This window comes from Hydrogenophaga sp. Root209 (genome assembly GCF_001428625.1).
Classification (GTDB): domain Bacteria; phylum Pseudomonadota; class Gammaproteobacteria; order Burkholderiales; family Burkholderiaceae_C; genus Hydrogenophaga.
Genome location: NZ_LMIE01000029.1, coordinates 638,346 through 657,141, shown reverse-complemented (window position 1 = coordinate 657,141; position 18,796 = coordinate 638,346). Strand labels below are relative to the sequence as shown.

14 protein-coding genes and 1 pseudogene are annotated in these 18,796 nt (G+C 67.5%); 12 read left to right on the top strand and 3 right to left on the bottom strand.

Features of this window, described 5'->3' with window-relative positions; translation table 11 throughout:
* Position 1 precedes the first annotated feature (1 nt).
* Positions 2-1,126, bottom strand: coding sequence for an MBL fold metallo-hydrolase (locus ASE11_RS16610; RefSeq protein WP_056273979.1), 1,125 nt, complete (start codon positions 1,124-1,126; stop codon positions 2-4).
* Between the two features lie 136 nt (positions 1,127-1,262).
* Between ASE11_RS16610 and ASE11_RS16605 the strand changes: the two genes are divergently transcribed.
* The 11 genes and pseudogenes from ASE11_RS16605 (at position 1,263) to ASE11_RS16550 (ending at position 12,734) form a co-directional block, all read left to right on the top strand.
* Positions 1,263-2,222, top strand: coding sequence for a LysR substrate-binding domain-containing protein (locus ASE11_RS16605; protein ID WP_056274337.1), 960 nt, complete (start codon positions 1,263-1,265; stop codon positions 2,220-2,222).
* Between the two features lie 95 nt (positions 2,223-2,317).
* Complete coding sequence (tcuA, locus tag ASE11_RS16600; RefSeq protein ID WP_056273975.1) at positions 2,318-3,748, top strand: FAD-dependent tricarballylate dehydrogenase TcuA; 1,431 nt, start codon at positions 2,318-2,320, stop codon at positions 3,746-3,748.
* Complete coding sequence (tcuB, locus tag ASE11_RS16595) at positions 3,735-4,907, top strand: tricarballylate utilization 4Fe-4S protein TcuB (protein ID WP_056273971.1); 1,173 nt, start codon at positions 3,735-3,737, stop codon at positions 4,905-4,907. Before tcuA ends, tcuB begins: the two co-directional genes overlap by 14 nt.
* A gap of 41 nt (positions 4,908-4,948) precedes the next feature.
* The gene (locus ASE11_RS16590) at positions 4,949-5,926 is read left to right on the top strand and encodes a Bug family tripartite tricarboxylate transporter substrate binding protein (protein ID WP_056273966.1); all 978 of its coding nucleotides are present in this window, start codon (positions 4,949-4,951) and stop codon (positions 5,924-5,926) included.
* Positions 5,927-6,056: 130 nt separating this feature from the next.
* A complete protein-coding gene (locus ASE11_RS16585) occupies positions 6,057-6,374 on the top strand; it encodes a response regulator (protein WP_056273962.1) in 318 nt (105 codons plus the stop codon).
* 317 nt (positions 6,375-6,691) lie between these two features.
* Positions 6,692-7,356, top strand: a pseudogene (locus ASE11_RS27135) (DUF6622 family protein).
* A gap of 222 nt (positions 7,357-7,578) precedes the next feature.
* Complete coding sequence (locus tag ASE11_RS16570; RefSeq protein ID WP_164474146.1) at positions 7,579-8,535, top strand: magnesium transporter; 957 nt, start codon at positions 7,579-7,581, stop codon at positions 8,533-8,535.
* Between the two features lie 122 nt (positions 8,536-8,657).
* Complete coding sequence (locus tag ASE11_RS16565; RefSeq protein WP_056273951.1) at positions 8,658-9,032, top strand: PepSY domain-containing protein; 375 nt, start codon at positions 8,658-8,660, stop codon at positions 9,030-9,032.
* A 25-nt stretch (positions 9,033-9,057) separates the two neighbouring features.
* Positions 9,058-9,534, top strand: a complete 477-nt coding sequence (locus tag ASE11_RS16560) for a DUF2271 domain-containing protein (RefSeq protein ID WP_056273946.1) — start codon at positions 9,058-9,060, stop codon at positions 9,532-9,534.
* Between the two features lie 10 nt (positions 9,535-9,544).
* A complete protein-coding gene (locus ASE11_RS16555) occupies positions 9,545-11,752 on the top strand; it encodes a PepSY domain-containing protein (protein WP_056273942.1) in 2,208 nt (735 codons plus the stop codon).
* Complete coding sequence (locus ASE11_RS16550) at positions 11,733-12,734, top strand: FAD:protein FMN transferase (RefSeq protein ID WP_056273937.1); 1,002 nt, start codon at positions 11,733-11,735, stop codon at positions 12,732-12,734. Before ASE11_RS16555 ends, ASE11_RS16550 begins: the two co-directional genes overlap by 20 nt.
* On the opposite strand, the gene ASE11_RS16545 is transcribed toward ASE11_RS16550, so the two are convergent.
* Together ASE11_RS16545 and ASE11_RS16540 are read right to left on the bottom strand one after the other, a co-directional pair.
* The gene (locus ASE11_RS16545; protein WP_082585776.1) at positions 12,708-15,392 is read right to left on the bottom strand and encodes a cation-translocating P-type ATPase; all 2,685 of its coding nucleotides are present in this window, start codon (positions 15,390-15,392) and stop codon (positions 12,708-12,710) included. The genes ASE11_RS16550 and ASE11_RS16545 overlap by 27 nt on opposite strands.
* Positions 15,393-15,453: 61 nt before the next feature.
* Positions 15,454-16,278, bottom strand: a complete 825-nt coding sequence (locus ASE11_RS16540) for a hypothetical protein (protein ID WP_056273932.1) — start codon at positions 16,276-16,278, stop codon at positions 15,454-15,456.
* Positions 16,279-16,500: 222 nt separating this feature from the next.
* On the opposite strand from ASE11_RS16540, the gene ASE11_RS16535 reads away from it, so the two are divergent.
* Positions 16,501-18,768, top strand: a complete 2,268-nt coding sequence (locus tag ASE11_RS16535; protein ID WP_156406379.1) for a TonB-dependent hemoglobin/transferrin/lactoferrin family receptor — start codon at positions 16,501-16,503, stop codon at positions 18,766-18,768.
* Positions 18,769-18,796 lie beyond the last annotated feature (28 nt).

Genomic DNA, 18,796 nt, shown 5'->3' with positions numbered 1-18,796 from the left:
GTCATTTCATGCGGTAGCGGTACACGCCGTCCTCACCCGTTTCGCGCACGGCTTCGCCGCGCACCAGCAGGTGGTTGAGGTGGGCCACGCCTTCGCCGGTGGCCATGCCCAGCAGCTCGCCGTTGGCGTCGATCGAACGGGCGAACAGGGCGCCGAACACGTCGACCGTGCGCTTGGGCGACTCGGCCAGGGTGCGCCGCAGGCGTTGCAGGCCGCGCTCGTGGCCATGGGCCAGGCGGTCCAGGCGCGCGTGCAGGCCGCGGAAGGGCTCACCGTGCGCCGGCAGCACCAGCAGGTGGTCGCCCAGCGTGGCGCGCAGGTGCTCGATGCTGGCGATCCAGTCGCCCAGCGGGTCGGCGTCGGGCTCGGTGGGGAAGACGCTCACGTTTGACGAGATGCGCGGCAGCACCTGGTCGCCCGAGACCAGCACGCCCAGGTCGTCGTTCAGCAGGCATGCGTGTTCGGGCGAATGGCCACGCCCGACGATCACGCGCCAGTCGTGCGCGCCGATGCGCACCGTCTCGCCGTCGGTGAGGCGGCGAAAGCTGTCGGGCAGCGCGTGCATGTACTTGCCGTAGCCGCCGAAGCGGGTGCGGTAGATGTCCAGTGACTCCTCGTTCCAGCCCATCTGGCGGTAGAAGCCGATGGCCTCCTCGGGCGCCTCGCGGCCGGTGTCGGCAACCAGGGTGCGGCAGGTGAGGTATTCGAGCCGTGTCATCCACAACCGGCACTGGAACTTGCGCGTGAGCCAGCCCGCCATGCCCACGTGGTCGGGGTGCATGTGGGTGCAGAAGATGCGCGTGATGCGCGCGCCCTGGGGCGTGGCGGCCAGCGGGCCGTCGGGTGAGATCAGCTGGCGCCAGGCGGCCAGCGCCTCGGGTGTCTTGGTGCCGGTGTCGATGACAGCCCAGCCCGGGCCCTGTTCGTCCTCGTCGGCCACGGCCCAGAGGTTGATGTGATTGAGCGCGAACGGCAGGGGCATGCGCAGCCACAGCACGCCGGGCGCGACTTCGCGCACCTCGCCCGGCGCGGGCGGTTCACCGCAGGGGTATTGCAGCGCGTAGGGCGTATCGGGTGCGGCGGCCGGATCGTCCGGTCGGCCGTCGGAAGTGGGGGTGTTGGTCATGCGGGGATTGTTCCAGATGGGTGTGCCGATCGGCTCACGCCTGTGCGACAGGGCGAACCCGGGCCAGTGGGAGCAGGGCGCACGTGCGATCATTGCGGGCATCACGATGTGTGATGGGAATGCCGGAGAGCGCCGCTTGGAACTTCGACAACTGCGTTATTTCGTTCGGGTGGTGGAGCTGGGCTCCATGGGACGGGCCGCGCTTGACCTGAACATGGTGCAGTCTGCGCTGAGCCAGCAGATCAGCCGGCTGGAGGGCGAGCTCTGCACCCGACTGCTGCAGCGCACGCCGCGCGGCGTGGTGCCCACCGAAGCCGGGGCCGCGTTTTTCCGCGAGGCCCAGCTCACGTTGCGCCACGCCGCGCAGGCGGTGCGCGCCGCACAGCAGGCCCGCCTCTCGGGCACGGTGAGCGTGGGCCTGGCGCCCACCACCGCAGCCATGCTGGGCCTGCCACTCATGCAGGCCATGCAAGCGCGATACCCGGACGTGCGACTGCACATGGTGGAGAGCATGTCGGGCCACCTCGCATCCTTGCTCAACGCACGCGAACTCGACCTTGCCGTGTTGTTCGACGCGCGCCTGCAGACCCATCCCGACGCACCCGGCAGCCGAATGTGGCAGGTGCAACCCTTGTTGTCGGAAGACCTGTTTCTGATTGGTCAGCGTCAGGACGCCCGGCCCCGCTCACCCGGCATGACGCTGGCCGAACTGGGTGACGAGCCGCTGATCTTGCCGACCGGGCCGCACGGCCTGCGCAGCACGCTGGACACCGCCTTCGCCCGCGCCGGCGTGGTGCCCAATGTGGCGCTCGAAGTGGATTCGCTGGCCATGCTGATGGCCGCGGTGGACGCCGGCCTGGGGGCCACCCTGCAACCGCGCGCCGCCGTGGGCCGCTTCCCCGACGCCGAGCAGCGCTTTGTGCTGGTGCACATCGACGACGCGCAGGTCAGCCGCGTCAACCTGCTGTGCAGCCTGTCGGAAGACGAGCTCTCGCCCGGGGCGCTGGCCACGCGGGTGGTGATCCGGGACACGGTGAAGCTGCTGGTGGACGGCGGGCACTGGCCCGGCACGCGGCTTTGGCATCACGAATCGTGATGGCCTCATGACCCAACCGGGGTTCACCCGCGGGGGTTGAATCTCTACAGTGCTCCCCACGGCCGGGCGTTTCCGGCGCGTGGCAAGGAGCGAATGTGGAACCCGATGTGTTGGTGATCGGCGGTGGCAATGCCGCCTTGTGCGCTGCCCTGATGGCGCGCGAGGCCGGCGCCAGCGTGCTGCTGCTCGAAGCCGCGCCGCGCGCCTGGCGCGGAGGCAACTCGGGCCACACGCGCAACCTGCGCTGCATGCACGACGCTCCGCAGGACGTGCTCATCGACGCCTACCCGGAAGAAGAGTTCTGGCAGGACCTGCTCAAGGTCACCGGCGGCAAGACCAATGAAGACCTGGCGCGCCTGACCATCCGCGCTTCGTCCAACTGCCGCGACTGGATGCGCAGCCACGGCGTGCACTTCCAGCCACCGCTCTCGGGCGCGCTGCATGTGGCACGCACCAACGCCTTCTTCATGGGCGGTGGCAAGGCCCTGGTGAACGCCTACTACCGCAGCGCCGAAAAACTGGGCGTGCAGATCCGCTACGAAACCCCGGTGGAGCGCATCGACATCGAGCACGGGCAATTCGTGGCGGCGCACACCCGGGCCGGTGAGCGCATCAGCGCGCGCACCTGCGTGCTGGCCGCCGGTGGTTTCGAGTCCGACCGCGCGTGGCTGCGCGAAGCCTGGGGTCAGAACGAGCGCGGTGAGTGGCCAGCCGACAACTTCCTGATCCGCGGCACCGCCTACAACCAGGGCGTGCTGCTGCGCCACCTGCTCGACGACCACGGCGCCGATCGCATCGGCGACCCGACCCAGGCCCACATGGTCGCCATCGATGCGCGCGCGCCGCTGTACGACGGCGGCATCTGCACGCGCATTGACTGCGTTTCGCTTGGCGTGGTGGTGAACCAGGAGGCCCGGCGCTTCTACGACGAAGGCGAAGACTTCTGGCCCAAGCGCTACGCCATCTGGGGCCGCCTCGTGGCGCAGCAGCCGCAGCAGATCGGCTATTCGATCATCGACGCCAAAGCCATCGGCCGCTTCATGCCGCCGGTGTTTCCCGGCGTGAAAGCCGACACCCTGCCCGAGCTCGCGCGCCAGCTCGGCCTGAACGAACACACCTTCATGCAGACCCTCAACGACTACAACGCCGCCTGCCGTGTCGGCACCTTCGACCACACCGCGCTCGACGACTGCCACACCGAGGGCCTGGCACCTGCCAAGACCCACTGGGCCCGGCCCATCGACACCGCGCCCTTCTACGGTTACGCGCTGCGCCCCGGCGTGACCTTCACCTACCTCGGCCTGCGCACCGACGACACCGCCGCCGTGCGTTTCAACGACCAGCCCAGCAGCAACCTGTTTGTGGCCGGCGAGATGATGGCCGGTAACGTGCTCGGCCAGGGCTACACCGCCGGCGTGGGCATGTCGATCGGCACCGCCTTCGGGCGCATCGCCGGCACCCAGGCGGCGCTGGCTGCCCGCGCCGTGCGCACCGCAGCCGAAGGAGCACAACATGCACGCGCTTGAAGCCCTCACGCGCGACGCGCGCGCGCTCGCCCACGGCGAGATCGTGCTCTCAGCGCCCGAAGCCGAGGTGGCGCGCCAGATGCAGATCTGCAACGCCTGCCGCTACTGCGAAGGCTTCTGCGCCGTGTTTCCGGCCATGACGCGCCGGCTCGAATTCGGCAAGGCCGACATCCACTTCCTGGCCAACCTGTGCCACAACTGCGGCGCCTGCCTGCACGCCTGCCAGTACGCGCCACCGCACGAGTTTGCGGTCAACGTGCCGCAGGCCATGGCCACCGTGCGGGGGCAGACCTACGCCGACTACGCCTGGCCACCCGCGCTGGGAAAGCTCTACCAACGCAACGGCCTCACGCTGTCGGTCGCGCTCGCCGCCGGCCTCGCGCTGTTCCTGCTGCTCGCGGTGGCCATGAAGGGCAGCCTGTGGCCCACCGACCTGGCCGGCAACTTCTACAACCTGTTCCCGCACAACCTGCTGGTGAGCATGTTCGCGCCGGTGTTCCTGTTCGTGGTGTTCGCGCTCGGCATGGGTGTGACCCGCTTCTGGCGCGACGTGACCCCCGCCACCAGCGGCGCACCGCTGAACCTGCCTGCCGCCACCGAAGCCACACACGACGCGCTGCGCCTGAAGTACCTCGACGGTGGCCATGGCGAGGGCTGCCACAACGAGGACGACGCCTACACACTCTCACGCCGCCGCTTCCACCACTTCACCTTCTACGGCTTCATGTTGTGCTTCGCCGCCACCAGCGTGGCCACGGTCTACCACTACGTCTTCGGCTGGGTCGCGCCCTACGAGCTGCCCAGTCTGCCCAAGCTGCTCGGCGTGGTGGGCGGCGTGAGTCTGCTCATCGGCACCGCCGGCCTGGGGTGGCTCAACCTGCGCCGCCATCCGCTGCACGGCAACGTGGCGCAAAAGCCCATGGACCTGGGTTTCATCGCGCTGCTGTTCCTCACGAGCGCCACGGGCCTGGCGCTGTGGCTGGGGCGCGGCACACCGACCCTCGCGGTGCTGCTGTGCCTGCACCTCGGCGCGGTCATGGCCCTCTTTGCCACGCTGCCCTACGGCAAGTTTGCGCACGGGGTGTTTCGCACGGCTTCGCTGCTGCGGCATGCGGTGGAAAAGCGCTTGCCCAATCCCATTGGATTGAGTGCTGACTGACCTTCGACAGAACAAATCATTGACCCAGAAAGAGAACCACGATGAACAAACGACAACTGCTGCGCGCCACCGTGCTCGCCACCTCCACCCTGATGCTCGCAGGCACCTTGCAGGCGCAAGACTTTCCGCCCAGGAAGCCGGTCACGCTGGTGGTGGGTTTCGCCGCTGGCGGCGCTGCGGATGCAGCGGCGCGCCTGATCGCAAAGAAGCTGGCGGCGAACATCGGCCAGTCGGTGGTGATTGACAACAGGGGCGGCGCGGGCGGCAACATCGCGCACCAGTTCGTCGCCAACGCGGCGGCCGACGGATCGGTTCTGTTGTTTGGCTCCATCGGACCCCTGACCATCGCCCCGCACATCATGAAAGTGCCCTACGACCCTTTCAAAGACCTGGCCGCCATCTCGGGGGGTGTGAACTTCCCCAATGTGCTGGTGGCGCACAAGGCGCTGGGGGTGAAGAACCTGGCCGAGTTCGTGGCGCTTGAAAAGAAGAAGCCCGGCAGCCTGGACTTTGCGTCCACGGGAGCCGGTTCGGCGTCCCATCTGGCCGGTGAACTTTTCAACCAGCGCGCGGGCATCGACATGGTGCATGTGCCCTACAAGGGCGGAGCGCCTGCGCTGCAGGATCTGCTCGGCGAGCGCATCGCTTCCTACTTCTCTGCGCCGCCGACCGCTCTGCCCCACATCGAAGCCGGCAAGCTCGTCCCGCTGGCCACCACCGGCCTGACCCGCCCGGCCTATCTGCCCAACATTCCCACCGTCGCCGAATCGGGGTATCCGGGTTTTGAAGCCCTGAACTGGTACGCCTTCGTGGCGCCGGGCAAGACGCCGGAACCGCTGCTTGAGCGCTGGAATCAGGAGATCGTCAAGGTGCTCAACAACGCCGAAGTGAAGGCCGCCCTCAACCAGCACGGCCTCACCCCCCAGCCCACGACACGCGCCGAGCTCAACACCTTCATGAAGAAGGAAGACGCCAAGTGGAGCGCCATCGTGCGCGAGCGGAAGATCACCGCGAACTGACCTACGCGTCACCGCCGCGAACCTTGCGGTCGACATCCGCAATAGGCCGTTCGCCGCGCTTCACAGGAGGACGTTTGCCTCCTTGCTTTTCTTGGGGTGGAGGCGAGTGTGTGGTTCGCGGTTTCTGGCCTTGCGAATCATCGCCTTCTCGTTTGACGGGTGCGTCTGCCATAGCGTTCTCCTGATGCCACAAATGGATCGAAGAGCGTTGCGGGCCCGCACCGACGAGCGTCCGAGCATTGATTTTTTGTACGCAGATGGTCAGTCAAAACAGCTTGGCAGGGGATGGCACATGAGCAGGGCGGAAAGAGGCCGGATCAAGGTCTTCATCGTTGATGACAACGAGGACGCGGCGAACCTGCTGGGCGAGGCAATGCAGTATTACGACCATCAAACCGTGGTGGCATTCGATAGCGCAGAGGCGCTCAACGCGATAGGCACGGTGTAGCCTGAGGTCGCGGTTCTCGATCTTGGAATGCCCGGAATGTCGGACGTCGAGCTGGCTCGACGTCTGCGCGAAACGCGTGCAAGCGGCGACTTGTTGTTGATCGCCCTCACTGGCTGGGGACAGCAAGAGGCCAGAGAAGCATCAAAGGCGGCCGGCTTTGATTTTCACTTCGTCAAACCGGCTGATCCGGGCACGCTGAATGCGTTGATCGATGAGGGAGCCTTTCGCCGTCGCGTGGCGGGGCGCTCTGACAACGACCAGCGATCTCCGGCGCGGGCAACGCGACTCACTCCTGTTTTGAGGCGGTTCGCGGCGCGATGCCGGGGTTTCGTCGCAGCGGGATGTCTCTTTGCGATCGCGCCGTGCACAGTGCGACCTCGGTCTTCCTCTTCAACCCATCTCCTTGCGCAAACCCCATGCTGCTGCAACTCGTTGCGAACCATCCCGATGCCTTGGTCCCGATCCTGCGCAACACACCGATATGGGTGTGGGGCCTGCTCGCTGCTCTGCTCGCGCTGGGCATCAGCCAGCTGCGCGAGCGCACAGCCAGTCTGGCACGTGTGTCGCTGCTGCCCTTGGTGATGACCATCCTCTCGGTGTCGGGCACATTCTCGGCCTTGGGCGCAACGCCTCACCGGGCCCTGTCCATGTCGGCTTGGCTGCTTGCCGCAGCCCTCGCCTTCGCCCTGTTCGCGCGCGGCCGCAACGCCGCGAAATACGACCCGACGCGGGGCTTGTATCGCCTGCCGGGGAGCTCCGTCCCCTGTTGCTGATCGTGGGGATATTTCTGGTGAAGTATGTGGTCGGGGTGGATCTCGCCATGGAGCCGCAACTGGTCCAGGAAACACCGTACGTGTTGTGCGTCGCTGCGCTGTACGGCGCATTCACCGGCGTCTTCGTTGGTCGCGCCTCACGCCTGTGGCGCCTTCCGCTGCGTCCTGCCGCGGCCAGCACCCAGGCTCCCGGCACCAACGGGATTTGAATCAACCCTCGCCCAAGCGCTCCATCTTGGCGCCCAGCGTCTTTTCAGAGAAACGCATGGCCTCGGCGCGAGTGCCGTTGAAACTCAAGTGGGGCTCAAACTGTGCCATCGTGTTGACTCCTTGTCGGTTTGAAGCGGTTGTATTCAGAGCAAACGGCGTGCCGCCTGGCCCCAGTGGCTGCGGCACTGGCGAATCGAGTCACGATACTGCACAGTCGCAGGGTGCGAAAGACTTCCACAGACCACATCGGCGCTCACGCTGTGCTGGCCGATGCCAGGGACACAGCCCAGGCAGTGCTCTCGCGTATCCGCGACGCGCAGAACACCACCTGGGAACTCGTGTGCGTGATCGACAGCAACGAACGCTTGCTCGGAACGCTGACGCCCGCCGAATTGCTGGCGCTGCCTGACACCACCGAGCTGGGCCGGGTGGCCCGACGCGAACGTGTCTGCGTACTGCCCGGCACTGACCAGGAAAAGATGGCGTCGATCGCCTTGCACCATGGTGTCGCCGCTTTGCCGGTGGTCGACGAGACAGGCCGCCTGATCGGCGTGGTCGGCCCGACGAGGCTGATGAACATCCTGCGGCGAGAACACGTCGAAGATCTGCACCGCCTGGCCGGTATCACGAGCGAGTCGGATCACGCTCGCGAGGCCATGGAGGAGCCGCCAATGCGCAGGCTTCGCCATCGGCTGCCCTGGCTCGTTGTGGGGTTGGGAGGCAGCATGGTCGCGACCGTCGTCGTCGCACACTTCGAATCGGCGCTCACGGCCAAGCCCGCGTTGGCGTTCTTTGTGCCGGGGCTGGTCTATCTGGCCGATGCCATCGGTACGCAGAGCGAGGCCGTGGCAGTGCGCGGCCTTTCGCTCAGTCATGTCAGCCTGGCAAGACTTCTGGGCGGGGAATTGCGAACCGGCGCGCTGATCGGCCTCGTTCTTGCGCTGCTCGCGTTCCCGATGGTATGGCTGGCTTTCGACGAGTTGCGCCTTGCCGCCGCCGTGGCACTGGCCCTGGCGGGCGCCAGCATGGTGGCATCGGTCCTGGGGTTGCTGCTGCCATGGCTGCTGGCCCGTGTCGGGACCGATCCCGCCTACGGCAGCGGACCGCTGGCCACCATCGTGCAGGACGTTCTCAGCTTGCTCATCTACTTCGCCTGCGTCTCGGCGCTCGTTCTGTGAGCGCGGCCTCCTCGAATGCTCCAAGGCTTGACCCAGGTCAACGCGCCATGGACCGCGCGGGCTCAGCATAAGGCCTCTTGCGTATCCACCGTCATGCGCCAACCGCTGTACAGGAGCCTCACATGAAGTACCACGCCTCATTGCGCCAGGGCTTGCTGGCTCTGCCGCTGGGCCTGGCCGTCCTGACCGCATGGGCCGGTGACGATTGCGATGCGCCGCTCAATCGCTGGCAGACGCGCGATGCTGTGCGGCAAATGGCCGCCGCACAGGGCTGGCAGATCCAGCGGCTGAAGATCGACGACGGCTGCTATGAGATTCGTGGCACGGATGTCCAAGGGCGCACCTTCAAAGCCAAGATCGACCCGGAAACCCTGAAGGTGCTGAAGGTGAAGCACGAGGACCACAAGCGTGCACGGGAACGCGATCGTGATGAGGAGGGTGTCGCGCCATCGTCTTCGTTGACCCCAGGCACGGCGCCGCTCGGACAGATCAAGTAATCCCCATTTCTACAGGAGCATCGCCATGTCCAAACCTCTTCTGACCCTGGTGGCCACCGCCTGTGCGCTGGCCCTTCCCGCCTTGGCGCACAGCCGCCCGCTCACGCTGACCGCACAGCTCAAGAGCTACGGCGGCGACGGCGCCTACCTGGCGGCGTACCTGACCGATGCCAAAGGCGCGTATGTGCGCACGCTGTGGGTGGCCGGCGGCAAGGCGAAGTACCACAAGCATTTGTCTGACTGGAGCCGCCTCTCCGCCGGTGACGCCAAGCGCCTGGACGGCGTCACCGGCGCCAGCGTGGGCGCGGGGCGCACCCTCAAGGTCACGGCCGATCTGGCGGATGCGTTGATTGACGCGGGATACGAAATCCGCATCGACGCTGCTGTGGAAGACATGCGCGACAGCCCGTCCGAGGTCCGCATCCCGCTGACCAAGGCCAACGTGGGTAAGCCGCAGACCGGCAAGCAGTACATCCAGTCGGCGACCTTCCAGCTCCAGTGATGGGGCTCGCATGAGCTGGAAAGCAGTCCACCGCTGGCTGGGCCTGACCGCGGGCACCCTGGCCGTGGTACTGGGCGTCACCGGCGCCATCCTGGCCATCGATCCGGTGCAGCAGGCGTGGCAGGCACCCGCCGCACCGGGCGATTTGCCCGTGGCCACGCTGGTGGAGCAGGTGTCGCGCACCGTGCCGGGTGTGGAGGAAATTCGCCACCTGCCCTCGGGTGCCATCGTCGTGTTCGGCTTTTCCGGCGACCAACCCCAGGCGTCTTACGTGGATCCGGCCGATGGCCGGGTGCTGGGTGCGTGGCAACCCTCGGCCATGCCGCGCTGGGTGAAGAACCTGCACCGCTCGCTGCTGTTGGGCGACGCCGGGCGCTGGGGTGCAGCGGGCATCGCGCTGGCCATGGGCGCGTTGTGCGTCTCTGCCCTGGTGTTGCTGCTGCAGCGCATGGGTGGCTGGCGGCGGCTGGTTGCGCGGGTGCGGGGATCGCTGGCGCAGCGCATCCACGTGGTCACGGGCCGTGTGGTGCTGGCTGTCCTGTGCCTGACATCGCTCACGGCGCTGACCATGAGCGCCTCGACACTGGGACTGGTGGCGCTGGACACCAGGACCGAGCCTGAGGTGATTTCGGAGGTCACAGGCAAGCCTGCCTTGCGCGGCGCCCAGCTTGCCGCGCTGCAGGGTCTTGCCATGCAGGATTTGCGCAAGCTGAACATACCCAGCAACACCGACCCGGAAGACACCTGGAAGGTCGTCACTGCCCAGGGTCAAGGCTGGATCGATCGGTACTCGGGCCAGATGCTGGCCTGGCAGGACACAACGTTTGCCCAGCGCGTCTACGACCTGGCCGTGGTGCTGCACACGGGCGAAGCGGCCTGGCCCTGGGCCGTGGTGCTCGGGCTCGTGGGCGCCAGTGTGCTGCTGTTCTGGCTGTCGGGCGTTGTCATCTGGTGGCAGGCACGCCGCCAGGCGCCCCACATCACGGGCAACGCCCCGTTGGCCCAGGCCGACGTGCTCATCTTCGTTGCCAGCGAAGGCGGCAGCACCTGGGGTTTCGCCCAGACACTGCAGGACGCGCTGAGCCAGGGCGGCCACCGCGTTCACAGCACGGCGCTGGAGAACTTTCGAACCACGGCCGCCACGCGGCAGGTGTTTGTGCTCGCGGCAACCTACGGCGACGGACAGGCACCGGCCCACGCCAGCCACGCCTTGCAGCACATCGGCAAGCTCCCCGTCAGCGCTGTGCCGGTGACGGTGGTGGGCTTTGGCGACCGGCAGTACCCCGCCTTCTGCGCCTTTGCAAAGGCACTGGATCAGACGCTGCGCACACAGGGCTGGCCCGCGCTGCTGCCGCTGGAGTGCATCCACCAACAATCGGGCCAGCAGTTCGCGGGCTGGGGCATTGCCCTGGCCAAGACGCTTGGCGAACCCCTCGTGCTGGAGCATGTGCCGCGCGTGCCCCAAACCGCAGCGCTCACGCTCACAGAGCGCCGGGACTATCCAGGTACCACCGGGCAAGCCACGGCGATCCTGCGCTTTGCGTGGCCCGTGCCAGGTCTGGGCGACCGCCTGCGCGGCCACGGCCTGGCGCGGTTTGAAGCGGGTGATCTCGTGGGCATCGTGCCGCCGGGCTCGGCCGTGCCGCGCTACTACTCGCTGGCCTCGGGCTGGGAAGACGGGTTTCTGGAAATCTGCGTGCGCCAGATGCCCGGCGGCCTGTGCTCCACGCACTTGTTGGGCTTGCAGATGGGCCACAGCATCACCGCCTTTGTCCGGCCCAACCCCGGCTTTGCACTGCCACGAACGCGGCGGCCGGTGCTGCTGATCGGCGCGGGCACAGGCGTGGCGCCGCTGGCCGGCTTCATCCGCCGCAATGACAGACGCAGCCCCATGCACCTGTACTTTGGTGGGCGTGACCCGGCCCGGGATTTCTACTTCGGTCCCGACATTCAGCGCTGGCTCATCGAGGGGCGCCTCTCGACTTTGCAGACCGTCTTCTCCCGCGTGCCCAACGGCGGCGGATACGTGCAGGACGCCCTGCGCCGCGACGCCCGGCAACTGCGCGAATGGGTGACGCAGGGCGCCATCGTGCGTGTCTGCGGAAGCCGCGCCATGGCGCAGGGCGTGGCCGAGACGCTGGACGAGGTGCTGGCGCCCCTGACGTTGAGCGTATCGACGCTGAAAGCAAAGGAGCGCTATGCCGAAGATGTCTTCTGAGCCCGCTGTGCCCTGCAAGCGCACCACGCTGCACGGCCCGACCATGGGCACGCGCTGGTCTGCCAGTGTCGACGCCGACAACACCCTGGACATGGCGGCCCTGCACCAGGACCTCGCCGCTGCGGTGGAGCAGGTAGACGAGCAGATGTCGCCCTGGAAACCGGACAGCGACCTCATGCGCCTGAACCGCGCGCCCGTGGACGACTGGCTGGAGCTGCCCGCTGAAATTCTGAAGGTGCTGGGCTGTGCGCTCGATGTCCACCGCCTGAGCGCAGGCACGTTCGATCCGTGTGTTGGGGCGCTGGTGAATGCCTGGGGGTTTGGCGCGGTGCGCGATGCGCCGGACGCGCAAGCGATCCGGGCCGCTCGCCAGTCCATGCCGCGCGCAGCACACGGGTGCCTGGAGCTGGATGGGCCCAAAGGGCGTGCCCGCAAGCGTGCGCCCTTGCAACTCGACCTGTGCGGCATTGCCAAGGGCTACGCGGTGGATCGCATGGAAACCGTGCTGCGACAGCACGGTGTGCGCCATGCGCTGGCTGCCCTGGATGGCGAGCTGCGCGCCGTGGGCGGCCAGGCCTGCGGCGTGCCCTGGGCTGTGGCGCTCGAACGCCCCGAGGATGGGCGCCGCGCGGTGTATGGGGTCATCGAACTGGAGGATCTGGCCGTGGCCACCTCGGGCGACTACCGGCGCTACGTCAAGGTAGGCGATGCACGCATCGCACACACCATGGACGCGCGCCGCGGTGCCCCGGTGAACAACGCCGTGGCATCGGTCACCGTGCTGGCGCCAACCTGCATGCAGGCGGACGCCTGGGCCACGGCCTTGCTGGTGGCAGGCTCCGATGAAGGTCTGGCCATGGCGCAGCGCATGGGGTTGGATGTGCTGTTCCTGCTTCGCCGTGCTGAAGGTTTGGTGGAGGTGGGGCTGGGTCGTTTCGGCAGGATCGCAGAGGGATCAAACCTTGCGTGCCACACGAGCTGAAACAGTGCCTGATCTTCGGCGGGCCCACTTGATGCCTTCGAACCACAGCACGCTCAGCAAGCCCAGAGCGCAGGCGGCGGCCAGCTCGTGGGCCGGCAGAGGCGCGAATCGCAGCACCCCGACAGCCCAGGGGACGTAGAGCGCAGCCAGCAACAGCGCGCTGGCCAGACCCAGCACCCCCCACAGCGTCCAGTTCGGCGTGCGCAGCGTTGCCCACAGCGAGCGGGTGGCCGAACGGTTGGAGAGGATCAGGGTCAGGTTGCCCACGACCAGGGTGGCAAACGCAAAGGCCCGGGCCTCGGGCTCGGGGATGCGCGCACTGGCCCATGCGAATGCGGCCATGACGACGGCCAGCACGCCCAGACCCTGAACCAGCGCCAGGCCCAGGGTGGCGCCGCCAAACAGGTGCGCGGCGGCGTCACGCGGGGGGCGCTGCATCACGTCGCTTTCCGCAGGCTCGTTCTCGAAAGCGATCGAGCACGCCGGGTCGATGATGAGTTCGAGCAAGGCGATGTGCATCGGGAACAGCAAGGCCGGCCAACCCAACATCACCGGCAGCATCGCCATGCCGGCGATGGGAACGTGAACCGCGAGGATGTATGACATGGCCTTGCGCAGGTTGTCGAAGATCCTGCGACCCAGACGCACCGCGGCGACGATGGCTGCGAAGTTGTCGTCGATCAGCACCAGCGAAGCCGACTCGCGGGCCACGTCGGTGCCGCGCCTGCCCATGGCCACACCCACGTGCGCCGCGCGCAGAGCCGGGGCGTCGTTCACGCCGTCACCCGTCATCGCCACGATCTCGCCCCGGGCCTTCAGCGCCTGGACAATGCGCAGTTTCTGCTCGGGAGCGATTCGGGCACAGACGGTGACGGTGGCCATGCGTTCGCGCAGTTCTTCGTCGCCCAGCGCTGCGATCTCGTCGCCGGTCAATACATCACCGTCGCGCTCGGCAAGTCCGGCCTGATGGGCGATCGCTCGCGCCGTGGCCGGGTAGTCGCCCGTGATCATGACCACACGGATACCGGCGGCACGGCATTCGGCCACGGCGGCAGGCACTTCTGCGCGCACCGGGTCGGCCAGGCCGAGCAGCCCGACGAACTCGAAATCGAAACCGTGCTCGTCTGCCGGCCAGTCCTGCCCCGCGATCGATCCGCGCGCGACCGCCAGCACGCGCAGTCCCTGGGCCGCCAACTCCTCGACCGCGCTACCGACGCGGGACCTCTGCGCATCGTCGAGATGGCACAGGTCCATCACCGCCTCGGGCGCGCCCTTGGCCGCCACGGTCTGAACACCGTCAGCTGGCGCTGCCCACACATGCGACATCGCTCGCAGTGCGGGACTGAGCGCATAGGTATGCACCAGACGCCAGTCGTGGTGCAGGTGTTCGGTGTCGGCGAGGAAGCGCTCGCCGAGTTGGTGGAAGGCCTTCTCCATCGGGTCGAAGGGGTCGACCACGCTGGCCAGGATCACCAGCTCCACCAGGGCGTGAAAGGCCTCGGGCAACGGGCCTTCGGTCGACTTGTCTTTGGTCAGCGAATCCAGCGCGAGGCTCTCGGTGAGATCGACACCGCCGGCAACCAGGTGCGTCACCGTCATGCGGTTCTCGGTCAGCGTGCCCGTCTTGTCGCTGCACAGCACCGTGGTGGCGCCCAGCGTCTCGATGGCGTTGATGCGCCGGGTGAGCACGCCTTCCCTGGACAGTCGGCGAGCGCCGAGCGCCGGAAACACCGTCAGCACCACCGGGTATTCCTCGGGCAGCAGAGCCATGGCCAGGGCGATGCCAGCCAGCAGCGCCTGCAGCCAGTCGCCCTTGATCAGCCCGTGAACCAGCACCAGCAACAGGCTGAGCGCCAGCGCCAGCAAGGCCAGGTTGCGCACGAGCCGGGTGGTCTGCTTCTGCAGTGGAGAACGTTCGTTCTCCACTGTGCCCAACGAGGTACCGATGCGGCCGATCTCGCTTCGCGCGCCTGTGGCTGTCACACGCGCCAGCGCGTTGCCCTGCACGATCAGCGTGCCCGCGTAGACCACAGGCAGATCGTCGCCGCCAGGTACGACGCGCGCGGTGTTGGAAGGCTTCTGCGCGACAGCCAGTTCATCGGGCTGCGCCACCCGTTTGCCCACCGGAACAGCCTCGCCCGTCAGCAGCGATTCATCGGCCCGCACGCCGTCGGCAGAAACCAGCAGGGCATCGGCCGGCACACGGTCACCCTCGCTCAGCTTGAGCAGGTCGCCGCGCACCACATCGCGCCCGGCGATGCGTTGAGGTTGGCCGTCTCGGATGACCAGCGCGCGCGGACTCGTGAGGTCGCGCAGAGCTTCGATGGCGCGCTCTGTCTTGCCCTCCTGGTACAGGGTGAGCCCCAGGGTGACGACCACGAACCCGAAGAGCGTCAAAGCCTCCTGCAGGTCACCGAAGACGAGGTAGAGGGTTCCCGCCCCAAGCAGCAAAAGGAACATCGGCTCGCGCACGGTTGCCACGGCGATCGACAGCAAGGAGCGGCGCTGGCCGCCGGGCAGGGCGTTGGGGCCGTCTTCGGCCAGGCGGTGGGCGGCCTGGTCTGCTGAGAGACCCGATTCGGTGTCGGCCGCAGGGGCGGGCACCTCGGTTTCGGGTGCCGCACCGGGCTCGGCCAGATCAGCTTGGTTTGCAGGCATGTTGAGGCCAGATCGTCGGCCACCTCCTTGGCTGCAAGCTTACGAGTGTCCGCGGCCCCGCTCAGGCGGATTGCGCGTCCAGCTGCAGGCGCAGCGCAGCCACTTCTGCGCGCAGCGCGGTGTTGTCTGCCTGCAGCTCAGCCACCTTCAGGCGCAGGGCCGCGAGTTCATCGGAGGGTGAAGACGTGGGTGCTTCGTCGCCTGCTTCGGGTGGTTTGCGGCGCGATTCGCGCGCGCGTTTGGCCGCCAGCTTGAGTTCGTCCTTGCCGGCCAGGGCGGCGGCCTTCTGCTCGTCCACCGGCAGGCCGGCCACGGCGGCCGCGGCGTTGAGTGAAATGGTGCCGGCCTTGAGCGCCTCCACCAGCTCGGGCGTGGCCTGCTTCTGGATCTTCTCGATCTGCACCACCTGGCTGCTGCTCAACCGCGCGGCCTTGGCAATGTCTTCGCGGCTGTGCAGCGGCTTGGGCGCCGGCGCCACCGGGTTGTCCGGCGGCGGGAGTGGGCTTGTCTCATCGGCCGCCACGTCGTCGGGCGCCGGGGCCGAGGCCAGAAAGCGCGAGCGCCGCTCGGCCATGATTTCGCGCTTGCGCAAAGCCAGCACGCCGCGCTGGAAGTCCGAGACGCTGCGCCGCCCCAGGTGCTGGTCGATCATCCACAGGTGCACGTCTTCCATCGACTGGAAGTGGGTGTTCTGCACCGTCTGAAACGGCAGGCCGTGTTGCTGGCAGATGCCGTAGCGGTTGTGTCCGTCGATCAGCACGTCACCCCACAGCACCAGCGCGTCGCGGCAGCCCTCGCTCAGGATGCTGCGCTCCAGCGCCTCGAATTCGTCCGGCGTCAGGGGGTCTATGTAGGCTTTGAGGTCCGGGTTGACGGTGATGTGCATGGGTCGGGGTTCGGGGGAGGGAAGGGGGCGCGAATTGTAGATGGACCGCGATGGGCCACCGGGGGCGCAGCGCCATGGCGGGTGGGCGTGTGGAGCCGAACTGCTTTGCAAATGAGAATCGTTCGTATATGATCCGAGGTTCTCAGCCAGCCAGCATCCGGGCACAGCACCCGCGGTCGTGACGCCAGCCTTGTCCTCCAACCCTTGGATCCAGGTGCCGTCGTGACCCTCACCCGCTTTGCCGTTCCCCGCTTCGCCGTTCCCGTTTCTCCGTTTGCCTTCAGCCCGCTCGCCGTGGCCTGCGCCGTCCTCATGGCCGGGCCCGCACAGGCGCAAGGTGCGGCCGATGCCGTTACCACCACCGTCGCACAAGCCGGCCACACCAGCGCCTTGCGCGAGGTCGTGATCAGTGGCGCGCGCAGCGAGCGCGTGCTGGACGAAGTGCCCGCCGCCATCGACGTGCTCGATGGTGAAGACCTGGACCCGGCTCGGGTGCAGAACATCCGCGATCTGGTGCAGGAACTGCCCAACGTGAGTGTGAAGCGCGCACCGGTGCGTTTCGGCGGTGTCACCGGCAACGTCGGGCGCGACGGCAACGCGGGTTTCAACATCCGCGGGCTGGAGGGCAACCGCGTGCTGCTCACCATCGACGGCATCCGCGTGCCGCGCGAACTCAGCAGCGGCGTCTTCGGCCCGGCGGCCTTCGGTCGCGATTACTACGACCTCGGCCTGATCTCGCGCGTGGAAATCTTGCGCGGCGCGAGCTCGGCCCTGTATGGCTCAGATGGCCTGGCCGGCATGGTCGCGATGCTCACCACCGAGCCCAAGGATCTGCTCAAGCCGGGGCAGACGCTGGGCGGGCGCGTCGGTCTGAGCTACGACGGGCAGGACGACACGCGCCGCCTCGGGCTCACCCTGGCCGGTGTGGCCAGCGACAGCCTGCAGTGGCTGGGCAGCGTGCAGATGGGGCGCAGCGAGGCACTGGACAACCAGGGCAGCAACTTCGCGCTCAACAGCACCCGCACTGCGCCCAATCCGCAGAAGGACAAGAACACCTCGCTCATGGGCAAGCTGGTGTTCACGCCGGGCGGCGGCCAGCGCCACGTGTTCACCGCCGAGCACGTGGACAAGAGCAGCGAGGTCGAGGCCTACACCGGTCGCGCGCCCGTCGTCTCGGCGCCCACCCATGTGGGCGACCTGGACGGCACCTCCGACATGACGCGCACCCGGGTGAGCTGGGACGGCCGTTTCCCGGTGGTCTCGGCCTGGGCCGACGACATCCGCGCCATGGTGGGGCTGCAGTCCTCCGAATCCCGGGAGACCACGCACGAGTTCCGTCCGCTTCAGCCCGCGGCCACCCGCAACCGGGTGCGCGACGTGACCTACAGCGAGCGCATCGTGCAAGCCGTGTTGCAGGCCGAAAAACTGCGTCCGCTGGGGGGCGACTGGTCGCAAAAGCTGGTGTACGGCGTTGACCTCTCGCGCGCCAGCCTGGACAACCTGGTCACCGGCGTCAACGGCCCGGTGTATGAGTCCTACCCGCTGCAGCGCTTCCCCGAAACGGTGGAGACCACCTCGGCGCTGTTCGTGCAGAGCGAGTTCGCCAGCGGCCGCTGGAGCGTGATCCCGGCCTTGCGCTACGACCGCGTGTCGCTGGACGCGCGCACCAGCGCGCTCTATCCGCTGCAGCCGGCCTCGCTGTCCAGCGATGCGGTCACACCCAAGCTGGGCGTGATCTTTCGCGGCAGCGATCAATGGAGCCTGTTCGGCAACCTGGCCGCGGGCTTCAAGTCGCCCAACCCGCTGCAGCTGAACAACTTCTTCCAGAACCCGTTCGGCAACTACGAGACCATCCCCAACCCCAACCTGCGCCCGGAGAAGAGCCGCACGCTGGAGCTGGGCACGCGCGGCCTGGTGGGTGGTTTTGACTGGGAGGCGGTGGCCTTCACCGGGCGCTACAAGGACTTCATCGAAGACCTGGTGACGGTGCAGACCACGCCGAGGATTCAGTTCCAGTCGGTCAACCGCCAGGCGGTCACCCTGCGCGGTTTTGAACTCAAGGGCTCGGCCCGCCTCACCGCCAGCACCACGCTGCGCGCGGCCTACGGGCAGACCACGGGTACCGACACGGCGCGTGGGCTGCCGTTGAACTCGGTCAACCCCGCCAAGCTGGTGCTGGGCGTGGATCACCGCATGGGCGACTGGTCGGTGGGTGCTTCGCTGGCGCACAGCGCGAAGAAGGCGGCCAGCGACATCGACACCACGGGCACCGCCAACCAGTTCGCCACGCCGGCCCACACCACGCTGGATCTGCGCGCGAGCTGGCAGATCAGCCCGGCCACGCGCCTGAGCGCCGCGGTCCACAACCTGACCGACCGCAAGTACTGGGAGTGGACCAACGTACGCGGCATCGCCGCCAGCGACATCGCGCTCGACAGCTACACCGCACCCGGTCGCAGCTTGTCGGTGGCACTGGTCACGACCTTCTGACACCCCTTCCCCACCTCACGAGGACACC

Excerpts from the sequence above, each read along its gene's own strand:
- ASE11_RS16545 (WP_082585776.1), bottom strand. The coding sequence starts at position 15,392 with ATGCCTGCAAACCAAGCTGATCTGGCCGAGCCCGGTGCGGCACCCGAA.
- ASE11_RS16590 (WP_056273966.1), top strand. The coding sequence starts at position 4,949 with ATGAACAAACGACAACTGCTGCGCGCCACCGTGCTCGCCACCTCCACC.
- ASE11_RS16540 (WP_056273932.1), bottom strand. The coding sequence starts at position 16,278 with ATGCACATCACCGTCAACCCGGACCTCAAAGCCTACATAGACCCCCTG.
- ASE11_RS16560 (WP_056273946.1), top strand. The coding sequence starts at position 9,058 with ATGTCCAAACCTCTTCTGACCCTGGTGGCCACCGCCTGTGCGCTGGCC.
- ASE11_RS16555 (WP_056273942.1), top strand. The coding sequence starts at position 9,545 with ATGAGCTGGAAAGCAGTCCACCGCTGGCTGGGCCTGACCGCGGGCACC.
- ASE11_RS16565 (WP_056273951.1), top strand. The coding sequence starts at position 8,658 with ATGAAGTACCACGCCTCATTGCGCCAGGGCTTGCTGGCTCTGCCGCTG.
- ASE11_RS16610 (WP_056273979.1), bottom strand. The coding sequence starts at position 1,126 with ATGACCAACACCCCCACTTCCGACGGCCGACCGGACGATCCGGCCGCC.
- tcuB (WP_056273971.1), top strand. The coding sequence starts at position 3,735 with ATGCACGCGCTTGAAGCCCTCACGCGCGACGCGCGCGCGCTCGCCCAC.
- ASE11_RS16550 (WP_056273937.1), top strand. The coding sequence starts at position 11,733 with ATGCCGAAGATGTCTTCTGAGCCCGCTGTGCCCTGCAAGCGCACCACG.